The organism is Phytoactinopolyspora limicola (assembly GCF_011320225.1).
Lineage (GTDB): Bacteria > Actinomycetota > Actinomycetes > Jiangellales > Jiangellaceae > Phytoactinopolyspora > Phytoactinopolyspora limicola.
Genome location: NZ_JAAOEN010000005.1, coordinates 166,362 through 177,110, shown reverse-complemented (window position 1 = coordinate 177,110; position 10,749 = coordinate 166,362). Strand labels below are relative to the sequence as shown.

10 protein-coding genes are annotated in these 10,749 nt (G+C 68.2%); all 10 read right to left on the bottom strand.

From position 1 onward, the window contains the following. Position 1 precedes the first annotated feature (1 nt). Complete coding sequence (locus tag G8760_RS14865; protein ID WP_166352455.1) at positions 2-769, bottom strand: dienelactone hydrolase family protein; 768 nt, start codon at positions 767-769, stop codon at positions 2-4. After that, a complete protein-coding gene (locus tag G8760_RS14860) occupies positions 747-1,574 on the bottom strand; it encodes an IclR family transcriptional regulator (RefSeq protein WP_207782370.1) in 828 nt (275 codons plus the stop codon). The genes G8760_RS14865 and G8760_RS14860 overlap by 23 nt, the downstream gene beginning before the upstream one ends. Before the next feature lie 80 nt (positions 1,575-1,654). Then, entirely contained in the window at positions 1,655-1,897 is a 243-nt protein-coding gene (locus G8760_RS14855; RefSeq protein WP_166352451.1) for a hypothetical protein, read from the bottom strand. Further along, positions 1,894-2,712, bottom strand: a complete 819-nt coding sequence (locus tag G8760_RS14850) for a DODA-type extradiol aromatic ring-opening family dioxygenase (protein WP_166352449.1) — start codon at positions 2,710-2,712, stop codon at positions 1,894-1,896. The genes G8760_RS14855 and G8760_RS14850 overlap by 4 nt, the downstream gene beginning before the upstream one ends. 2 nt (positions 2,713-2,714) lie before the next feature. Continuing rightward, positions 2,715-4,925 carry a hydantoinase B/oxoprolinase family protein gene (locus G8760_RS14845; protein WP_166352447.1) on the bottom strand — a complete coding sequence of 737 codons (2,211 nt, stop codon included), beginning with the start codon at positions 4,923-4,925 and terminating at the stop codon, positions 2,715-2,717. After that, a complete protein-coding gene (locus tag G8760_RS14840; protein ID WP_166352445.1) occupies positions 4,922-7,063 on the bottom strand; it encodes a hydantoinase/oxoprolinase family protein in 2,142 nt (713 codons plus the stop codon). Before G8760_RS14840 ends, G8760_RS14845 begins: the two co-directional genes overlap by 4 nt. 117 nt (positions 7,064-7,180) lie before the next feature. Next, positions 7,181-7,936: an ABC transporter permease gene (locus G8760_RS14835; RefSeq protein ID WP_166352444.1), complete on the bottom strand. Its 756-nt coding sequence runs from the start codon at positions 7,934-7,936 to the stop codon at positions 7,181-7,183. Positions 7,937-7,959: 23 nt separating this feature from the next. Next, on the bottom strand, positions 7,960-8,712 hold the full coding sequence (locus G8760_RS14830) for an ABC transporter permease (RefSeq protein WP_166352443.1): 753 nt from the start codon (positions 8,710-8,712) through the stop codon (positions 7,960-7,962). Between the two features lie 2 nt (positions 8,713-8,714). Further along, positions 8,715-9,563 (bottom strand): ABC transporter ATP-binding protein, encoded by an 849-nt coding sequence (locus tag G8760_RS14825; protein ID WP_166352442.1) that lies wholly within the window; start codon positions 9,561-9,563, stop codon positions 8,715-8,717. Next, positions 9,560-10,549 (bottom strand): ABC transporter substrate-binding protein, encoded by a 990-nt coding sequence (locus G8760_RS14820; protein WP_166352441.1) that lies wholly within the window; start codon positions 10,547-10,549, stop codon positions 9,560-9,562. Before G8760_RS14820 ends, G8760_RS14825 begins: the two co-directional genes overlap by 4 nt. Positions 10,550-10,749: the final 200 nt, after the last annotated feature.

The window sequence follows — 10,749 nt, the reverse complement described above, 5'->3', positions numbered from 1 at the left end:
GTCACGCGAGGTGCTCCCGAAGGTAGTCGACGGTACGTCGCCAGGTGAGCGCGGCGGCCTCCGGGTGATAGTTGGGGTGCGTGTCGTCGTGATACGCGTGCCCCGCTCCGTCGTAGCGGTACAGCTGTGCCGGTGTCGCGCTCGTGGGAAGGGCACCGTCGAGCTGGTCGATCTGGTCGGCCGGGATCGCTTCGTCGGCGCCGCCGAAGTGGAATTGCACGGGTGCGCGCAGCTCGGCCAGCAGCGGAATCCGGGATCGTGCTGAACCGGTGGGTGAGTACTCCGGCGGCAGCACCGGGATGCCGTACAACGACACCACGGCCCTGACGTCGTCGGTGCGCGTCGCCCACACCAGCACACTGCCGCCACCGAGGCAGAACCCGAGGGCTCCCGCGCGGGCTCCGTCCACCTCGTCGAGCCCAGCGGCGAACTCCAGCCCGGCCTGTAGGTCGGGCACCACGACCTCGTCGCGCGCGGCGAGGAACGCCTTGGCCCGGCGGTCTTCCTGCCCGGCGTAGTTCTGTGGTGGCATGCCACCGATCCGGCTGAACATGTCGACCGTCAGGCTGACGAAACCTTCGGCGGCGAGCTGGCGGGTGACACCCTGGCGGTGGGTGGTGACACCGAGGTTCTCGTGGGCGGTGACAACCAGCGGCCACGGCCCTCCGGCTTCCGGCAACGCCAGATACCCGCGGACCAGATCATCGCCGCTGGGAAAGTGCACCCAACCGGCCACGATGCCAGCCTCATGAGGCTTGAGGTTCAACACGGTGCTGCCCTCCTGTTGTTTGAACGTTCGTGTTCGCCGCCGGCACCGCGTGAGCGGCGCCCGAACCGGCCAGCGCTCGCAGCACCAAGCGGCCGAGCTGGTCGAGCCGCCGGCGCGGCGCCCGCGACGCCGGGACGACGATCGCCACCGCGCCGAGCGGCCGCCCACCCACGCTGACCGCGGCCGCCACCCCGGCCACCCCGTCGATGAACTCGTTGGACTCGGTGGCGAACCCACGCCGGGCGGTCTCGGCCACCTCAGCACGGAAGGTGGCGTGGTCGACGATGCTGCGCGGCGTGCGCGAAGCCAGATGCAGCTGGGGCACCAGTTCGTCGGCCTCGGCCGGATCGAGATGACCCAGGATCGCCTTGCCGATACAGCCGTTGCTCAACGCCGATCGCTTACCAACCGGTGAGGTCACCGCCAACGGATGGGTGGCGTCGCGTTTGTTGGTGATCAACACCGTGCGATCCATCCAGTCCGCCTCGGCCACCAGCACCGTCTCACCGGTCTCCCGGGCGAGCTGGTTGACCGCGTCCCGGGTCATCTGGGCCAAAGCCGCGGTGTTGGACACGAGTCCCCCGAGTTCCAGCAGCCGGCTGCCCAGCGAATAGGCGCCGTCGGCGTCCTGACGCAGAAAACCACGTTCGATCAGCGACACCGCGATCCGATGAGTGCTCGGCTTGGGTAGGCCGACGATGTCGGCCAGCTCTCGCAGCTGGAGCCGCGGGTAGGCAGCACTGAAGGCGGTGAGAATGTCCAGCGCACGGTCAACCGAACGTACGCCGCGCCGCTCAGGTACCACGATGTCTCCCTTCCCAGAGGTACACGTCGACATCCAGCCTAGATTCCGCATCACGGAACGGTGATCCGGTGAATGGACCACTACCGGGCGTCGTAAAGTTTCGCGTGCGGCACCCCAAGGATCACCAGGAGATTCCGCAGCACCACCGGGTTCAGTCCGTCGTCCAGCAGCGTGGCGGCGTCAAAATCCAGCACCGCCTGGTGGTGTCGAGGCTGTAGCCGGTAGCGGGCCAGCACCGCTGCCGGAGCGGCGTGGTAGGCGTCGAGCAGGCCTTCCTGGTGTTCCAGGTCCCAGGCCAGCTTGGTCAGGCCGAGAAGGCTCATGTGCCCGCCCCCATCGTCATCACCCCGATGCCGATGGCCCACTCCGGCATCGGCTGATACTCCAGCAGCCGTCCGGCCGGCGTTCCGGACGCGGCCTGGGCCACCACCCACGTCCGGATCTCCAGCGCGCCGTTGCCGGCTCGCTCCAGGATCTCCTCGTCCGGCCAGCTCAGGATCTCGTCGATCCCCCCGGATTCGAGCAGCGACAGGAAACGGCGGTCCCACTCCTCGTTGATGTCGCCGAACCTGGGCAGCCCGACCCAATGTGATACACCCCCGGTGCCCAAGACACCGACCCGCCGTTCGCCGGGCACCCCGGCCACCACCTCCCGGATGCTCTCACCGAGCGCTTGGCAGCGACGCAGGCTGGGCAGTGGCGCAGTGTTGCAATTGACGAACAGCGGCACCACCGGCAGCTCGAGCAGACCGAGCCGCACCAGCGGCACCATGAAGCTGTGATCCAGCGGCATCTCGTGACTACGGGACATATCGAAGCCCCGATCGACCAGCCCGGCCAGCATGTCCTGGGACAGCTCCGACGCGCCGGCTACCGTTCCCGTCGGGTTGCCGAACTCACCCCAGCCTTCGTATTCGTCGGCCACACCCAGGCAGAAGGTCGGGTAGTGCTCCAGGCGGAACGTCTCGTAATGATCGGTGGCCACCACCACCATGGCGTCCAGCCGCGCCGCCCGGATCTGCTCGGCCATCCGATCCCACGCCGCATTGAGCGGCCCCGAACGTTCAGGGGCGGGGTCTGGATTCTTGATGATGGCGCCCACGTGCGACGTTGCGCCAGTCCAGATCACGGCACTCATCACTACATCAACTCCACATCGTGCACGACCGGGCTGCCGGTGCGGGCCACATCCATCGCGAGCAGCGCACCGCATCCTGGACACGCGTATGAACGCAGCTCGAGTTGGGCGCTGAACCGGGTGGCCATGCTGACCTCGTGGACGTCGGTGCCGACCTGAAGACCGGCATGCTCACGCCAGGGATCACCGGCCCGGCACAACCCCTGCCAGCAGGTACACCTCACAAAACGCTCACCATCCGGCGCCGCGACCAGCTCCAGTCCCGCGCCGAGCGGGCCAACGCGGTTTACCCCGTCCGGAATCGGCACCGGTGGGCGGGCCGCGGGCCAGCCGCGACGCGTGGCCCGTATCTCGTCGCGTCGCTTCTCGGTCGCGTCGTCGTCGATCCGTCCGTCGTCGGTCAGGACCGCCCCGTACAGCCGGACCGCGGCGTCCGGGCTAACCGCCGCGTCGTCGAGATCCCGGCGCAGGTCGACCACCGGCCGGGCCAGCGGGTCTCCCCAACCGCCGCCGGATTGGTGAATGGTCGAGATGACATCACCGGACGCGATCGGAACCATCCCCTGGCGGCCCCGCATCACCGGCCGTTCCCCGTCCACCTCGGCAACCGCGCCCGGGATCCGGCCCGACGCCAGCTGATCGTGTGTGTTGCTGGCCCGGACCAGCTCGCGGATGTTCTGCGTGCCCGGATATCCACCGAACACACCCACCGAGTTGGGCACCTCCCAGCCGTGCCCGTTGCACATCGCTTTCAGCTCGGCGCCGCCGTGCACCAGGTAGACCGACCCCATACTCTGCCCGCCGCGGCGGCGACCGGCGCCGCCGGAGTCGGTCACCAAACCTCGCCAGAGGTACAACATGGGCGTCTCCAGCTCCATCGACTCCGCGTTGGACACCCGCTGCCGCTCGATGTTGTGTTGCCCCTGAGTCCACACGCCGTCCCGGTGCTCGTAGGCGCCGCCGCCGGTGGCCAGACAGTCGAGCATGACGTGGGTGAACCGCTCGCCATGGGTGTTGACGCCGGACAGAACGAACTGGTCCGGTCCGCCGGCGGGCAACGCCTGCGCCTCTCCCATCAGCTCGTCGGAACAGGCCAGCAACTTCGACAGGCACTCGACGGCGGTCATCTCCACCAGCCAGCCCGCCTCGAGCGCGCCACCGCTGACGGCGGCGGGCTGGGTGGCGTTACAGATCCGGCCCTCCGGGCAGACCACCTCAACCGGATGCAGCAGGCCCTCGTTCCAGGGCGCGTCGAACGCCAAACTCGGCAGCAGGGCCGCGTTGATTCCGGCCATCAGCCCGGAGAACGTGCAGTTGATGTAACCCGGCACCTGCGGTGACGACTCGGAGTAGTCGAAGGTCAGGGTCTCGCCGGCCTTGGTCAGGGTCAGCGACACGTCGTACGTCTCGTTCAGGCCCCCGTCGTTGTCGAGATAGGCGGTGGAACGGACCGTCGCGTCCGGCAAGCTGCGAAGACGCTGGCGCAGCCGGCGTTCGGACAGCTCGATCAACCCCGCCATCACCTGGCGCACCGTGTCCGCCCCGTACCGCTGGGCAAGCTGTGTCATGGCTCGCACCGCCGTGTGGTTGGCCCCGATCAGCCCGCGCAGGTCCAGCTTGAACGCAGCGGCCGCCCGGGTGTGAGCCATGATCAGATTCCACACGTCGGACCGGATCTCACCGGCCTCCACCAGCTTGGTCGGCGGCAGCTGTAGACCCTCTTGGTAACACTCCGTGGCGTCGTTGCAGAAGCTGCCTGGACGTGAACCCCCGACGTCGGGCATATGGCACATCGCACCGGTCCAAGCCAGCAGCTCGCCGTCGACGAAGATCGGCGCGACCACCCCCATGTCCTGAGCGTGGATCGAACCCTTCCACGGGTTGTTCACCACGAACATGTCACCCGGCTCGATTCCCGGATTCTCCGCACAGTCAGTGATGACGTGCCGGGTGATCAACGCCATGGAGGCCGAATGCAGCAGGATGGTACGGCCCATCGCGGCGACCGAACCGTCCGGCAGGTAGAGGCCGACGTTGAAGTCGTTCGCGTTCACCACATGTGGCGAACCGGAGATCGCTGCCAGGGTGGCGCCCTGCTCGTCGGTGATAGCCAGCAGCCGGTGCCGGATCACCTCGAACGTCACCGGGTCCACGTCGGTCACGGCCGCCGGTCCGTTCCCGGCCGGGTTCGTCATGGTGGCGTCCACTGTCACGCGGTCCCCCTACAGTCGATGATGAGATTCCGGTACGGGTCGACCCGCAGATGCTGGCCGGGCCCGATGACCACCGTCGTGCCGGCGAACTCGAGAATGACCGGACCACTGACCGCGCTGCCAGGGCCTACCTGTTCGCCTCGGAGCACCGGCACCGGCACCTGTCCGGTTTCGGGGAAGTAGACGTCACGTTCCCCGGCACGGGCCGCCGCCCAGTCGCCGGCACCGTCGTCGGGTTCGGGGTCGACGAGGCCATCCACCGCGACCCGGCCTTCCACCCGCAGCGTGTGGATCTCCAACCCGGCCGAACGTAGCGCCGTACCCGGGCCGTAGACACGTTCGTAGGTGGTGAGGAAGTCCTCGACGACACCGCGCATCATCTCCGGTGTCACCGGCCCCTTCGGCAGCGCGACCGGCAGTTCGTGGGTCTGGCGGCGGAACTTCAGGTACAACGACCGGGTGAACCGGGCCTGCGGTTCGTGGTCGAGGTCGGCGTGGCACCGAGCTTGGAGTTCGTCGAGGGCGGCCTGCAGCCGCTGCAGATCGATGTGTTCAGCCGGGTCGGCTTCACCGGCCGGGGTGCGCTGTACGTCGGTGACCTGCACGGCCCGGAACCGGTCCGCGGTCACCGTGCCGTACGCGGAGTGCACGGTGGACGTTGGTGGCACGACGAGCTTCGTGATCCCGGCCGCGGCGGTGTAGCCGGCCGCGTGGGTGGGCCCGGCGCCGCCGTAGGCGAACACGACGAAGTCGCGTGGGTCGCGGCCCTGTTCCACCGTCACTTTGCGCAGCAGGTCAGCCATCTGGTTGTCGGCGACACTCCGAATCCCGGCCGCCGCGTCCAGCACGGTCATCCCCAGCGGCCCGGCGACGTGCTGCCGGATGGCCTTCTCGGCTAGCTCGCGGTCCAGCGTCATCCGCCCGCCGAGGAAGTAGTCCGGGTCGATGATGCCGAGGACGACGTCGGCGTCGGTGACCGTCGGCAGGTCCCCGCCGCGCCCGTAACAGGCCGGACCGGGCACCGACCCCGCACTTCGCGGCCCCACCACCAGCGCGCCGACCTCGTCGACCGCGGCGATCGATCCACCACCCGCGCCGATCGCACTGACCTTGATGCGCGGCAACGACAGGTGGTAGCCGCCCAGTTCGGCCGTGTGTTCCACGAGCGGCTCACCGTCGACGATGAGTCCGACGTCGAAGCTGGTGCCACCCATGTCGCTGGTGATGACGTTGGGGAAGGCGAGCCGGCTGGCCAGCTCGGCCGAGGCGAGTACACCCCCGGCCGGACCAGAGGTCAGCAAGGAGGCGGCCCGCCGCGCGGCATCGCCGGCGCGCATCACGCCGCCACCGGAGTCCATGATCGAGATCTCGCCGGTGAACCCGCCGTCCTGCATCCGGGATTCCAGCTTGGCGACGTAGTCGCGGATCACCGGCCCCAGATACGAATTGACCACCGTCGTCGCTGTGCGTTCGTACTCGCCGATCACCGGAGCGATCTCGTGCGAAAGTGTCACGTACGCCTCGGGCCACTCCTGCCGCAGCAGCTCACCGATGCGCCGTTCGTGCTCGGGACGCACGAACGACCACAGCAATGAGACCGCCACCGTGTCCACTCCGGCGCCGCGCAACCGGTTCAGCACGGCGCGGACCGCACGCTCGTCGAGATCCACCAGCACGTCGCCCGCGGCGTCCACCCGTTCATGGACCTCGGCCACCAGGCCGCGCGGCACGATCGGCTCCGGGTCCCGGCGCCGGCTGTAGTGTCCGGTCGCCCCGTCCATCCCTACCCAGGAGCTCATACTCCGCTGAATCAGCAAGGTATCCGTGAAACCCGCGGTGGTCAGCAGCGCTGTGGTAGCACCACGCCGCTCGATCAGCGCGTTGGTGGCTGCCGTCGTGCCATGGGCGAAGTAGGCGATCTGGGCGCAGAAATCGCGCAGCGGCAGCCCGACGGCGGAGGCGGCCAGCGCGAGCGCGTCCACAACAGCCTCGGACCGATCGTGCGGTGTGGTCGGCACCTTGAACAGCCGCGGCTGCTCTCCGGCCTCCAGCAGGACCAGGTCGGTGAACGTGCCACCGATGTCGGTGCCAACCAGGAATCGCCCGGCCGGTACGGCGGACTTGGAAGCGCGATCCACGTGCTACTCCTTCGGTTCCTCGGGCATGGGGGAACACCGTCAACTGTTCAGGGCCGCGGCCACGTTCACAAGAAGGCGATCCGCGGTGCGGAATGCGTTGCCAAACTGGACTGAGGTTCACGCAGGCACGTCGTGCCGCGTCCTCCGCTCGATCCGAACCATGAGCGCGTTCAACACAAGACCGACAACACCGATCACCGCGACGATCGCGAACACCTCGGTGTTGCGGAACCGGCTGCGGGCCTCGACCACCATCGACCCGAGGCCGCCATGACCACTCATCATCTCGACGACCAGCGCGATCACCAGGGCGATCGCCAAGCTGATCCGGATTCCGGTCATGATCTGCGGCAGCGCGGCCGGCAGTCGGATCTTGACCACGGCACGACGTGCGGACAGCCGATGTACCCGCGCCACGTCCAGCAGAACCCGATCGGTCTCCCGCACGCCGAGGATGGTGCCGAGCAGAATTGGCCACACCGCGCCGAAGACCACCGCGAGCACGGACAGACTCTCCCCCGGGCCGACGATCACCATCAGCGCCGGCACTATGGTCACGGTCGGCAGCGCCCGGAAGAACTCGCGAGCCGGGTAAGTCAACCCGTCAGCCAGCCGCGACGAGGCGAAGACCAACCCGGCCGGCACCGCGATGACGATCGCGATGGCCAGCCCGAGCAACGCACGACCAGTGGTTGCCGCGGCGGCCGGGATCAGGTCGCCGCCGGTGAGCATCTCGTAGCCGGTGCGGGCTACCCGGTCCGGGGGTGGGACGAAGACCGGATTCACCCACCCCGATGTGCTCGCCACCTGCCACAGGCCGATCAGCGCGGCCGGCAGCACGAGCCGGATCAGCACGTTGGCGAGGTGTCCCATTCCGCTTCCATCCCGCCTTCCCATCACGGCCGCCGCAGATATCGCTCGGTGGCCTGTAGGACCGAGTTGAGCAGCAAGCCCACACAGCCGGTCCAGACGATGTAGGCGTACATCGTGGGCAGTTGCAGGGCATTGCCGGCGAAGCGCACCTGGTGTCCGAGCCCAGCCGGGACCGCCAACATCTCGATGGCGACCACCAGGATGAGCGCGAGTGCGGCGGCGACCCGTACTCCGGTGATGGTGGCCGCCACGGTTCCGGGCACGTAGACCGAGAACAGCTTGCGCACCGGGCCCAACCGCTGGATCCGGGTCATGTCCTCGAACCTGCTCTTGATCTCACGGCTGGCCGCGGCGACGTTGAGCAACACCGGCCACAGCGCCGCGAACGTGCCGACCACGATCTCGCTGCCCGATCCGAAACCCATGATCAGCAGCACCACCGGGATCAACGCGACCGGTGGCACGAACCGGAGGGTATTGATCGTCGATCCGAGCAGCCGGTCCATCATGGCCGACATCCCGATAGCAGCCCCGACGAGCACGCCGATGACGGTGGCGATCGCGGTGGCCGATGCGGTCACCGCAACGGTGTGCCCGGTGGCCCGCCACAGCTCAGCGCCGGTGAGCTGCTCCCCGAGGGCGGAGAACACCTCCAATGGGGGTGGCACGCCGTCGAGTAACTCGGCAGCGGCGACCACCGCCCACCCGGCCGTCAACACCGCGATTCCGGCCAAGCCGAGCACATAGGGCCGTAACCCAGCGACGATTCCCGCCATGTTCACAGCGCCCGGATCGTCTCGAACAACTCATACCGCAACGCGACGAACTCGGGCTCGGCTCGTGTCCGGCCCTGATCACGAGGCCGGTCGAGCTCGACCTGAAGTTCCCGCACCACCCGGGCCGGTCCTCGTCGCAACACGACGACCCGGTCGGCGAGATAGACCGCCTCATCCAAGTCATGGGTGACGAAGACCACCGTGAGCCCGAGCTCCCGCCATACCTCCAGCAACGCGTCCTCGAGCGCGAACCGGGTCAGGGCGTCGAGAGCGGCGAACGGCTCATCCATCAGCAGGATGGACGGCGTCGCCGCCAGGGCCCGAGCGATCTGCAGTCGCTGTTGCATGCCGCCGGACATCTGCGCTGGGTACAGGTTCTCCACATCGGGCAACTGCACTCGACGTAATGCTTGCCTGGCCAACTCCCGGCGATCCTTGCGGGCCACGCCGGCCGCCTCCAGCCCGAACTCTACGTTGCGGACGGCATTACGCCACGGCAGCAGGGCCCGGGCATGGTCCTGGAAGACGAACCCAAGGTTCGACGGCGGCCCCTGCACTGGCACGCCGTCCACATGTATCCCGCCCGATTCCGCCGGAACGAGCCCGGACAGCAGCTTGAGCAGCGTCGTCTTGCCACAGCCGGATGGGCCGACCACACAGACGAACTCTCCTGGGCGGACCGAGAAACTCAGATCGTCGATGACCTGCCGTTCGGCGGCGGCGCCCGGATACCGGTAGCCAACACCGGACACGTCGATCGATCCGCGTCCGGCGACCTCCGGTGTTGGTTCGATGGCGACGTCAGAGGTCTGCCGGCCCCCAGCCGAGGTCGGAGCCAGGCGCACAGTCATGGAACGATCAGCTCCGCAGGGTCGACGTCGTTCTCCAACATGTCTTGATCCCGCATCGCGTCGATCCACAACTGAACCTGATCGGTGTCGATGTCGACTCGGGAGGTCGGCAGCGGAATCCGTTCCGCAGCTTCCGGCGGCAGCCCGGTACGCTCGACGATGATCTCGATCGCGCGCTCCGGGTTGTTCTCGGCGAAGGTCGCGGCGTCGTCCAGCGCCGATCGGACCCGATCGATGATCGCTGGATTCCGTGCCGCCCATTCCTGGCGCGCGGTCAGGAACGTGACCAGCACGTCGTCACCGAACTCGCTGAGATCGAGCACGACGGCGTGCCCGGCGGCCACCAGCGCACCTTGCAGGGTCACCGACGTCGCCACCGCGTCAACGGTGCCGGAGTCGAGGGCAGCCTGCATCTGCGCGAACGGAACCTCCACCCAGTCGATGGAGCCGGCGTCGACGCCATGTTCCGCCACGAGCTGCACGGTGCTCACCTCGAACGAGCCGCCGCGGCTGGGGGTGCCGATCCGGGCTCCCTCCAGGTCGGCCGGGGTGTCGATGCCGCTGTCGCTACCGGCGACGACGAAGAGGCGGGGGTTGTCCGGCCGGTTGACGGACAACCCCGCAGCGGCGGTCAGCGGCAGCCCTTGGTCGACGGCTTGCAGGAAGTCCGGCGCGGTCTGGATGCCGAGTTCGACCTCCTCGTTGGTGAGCGCGATCGGGGTGAGACCAGCGCCGGCGACGTCGGAGATCTCGACGTCCAAGTCGTGCTCGTCGAAGATCCCTTCGGCATCGGCGATCCACATGACGAGTTCCTCCGAAGAACCGGTCGAATTCATCCGGATCGGACCCTCGTGGTCGTTCGCCGCGTCCTCCGGCGAGTCCGGCGCAGGGTCAGCGGAATCCGTTCCGCACGCCGCGGTGAGCGCGACTCCAGCGGCGATCACGAGTGCCAGCACACGTGGCTGACGACGGGGCGAGCTTGGCATAGCGTCACAACCCTCTCTTCCGAGCCTGGTCCAGCATGTCCGTCATCGCTTTCATCCGAGCCAGTCAGCGGCGGGCCGGACGGTCTTCCCTCCGTTACCACCACCACGTCCCCGGCGGCCGGTGGAGCACCGGACGTGCCCACTGGCCGCCGGGACGGCCGTCGTCGGGAGATGCACCACTGTCCGCGCGGGCAGGCCAC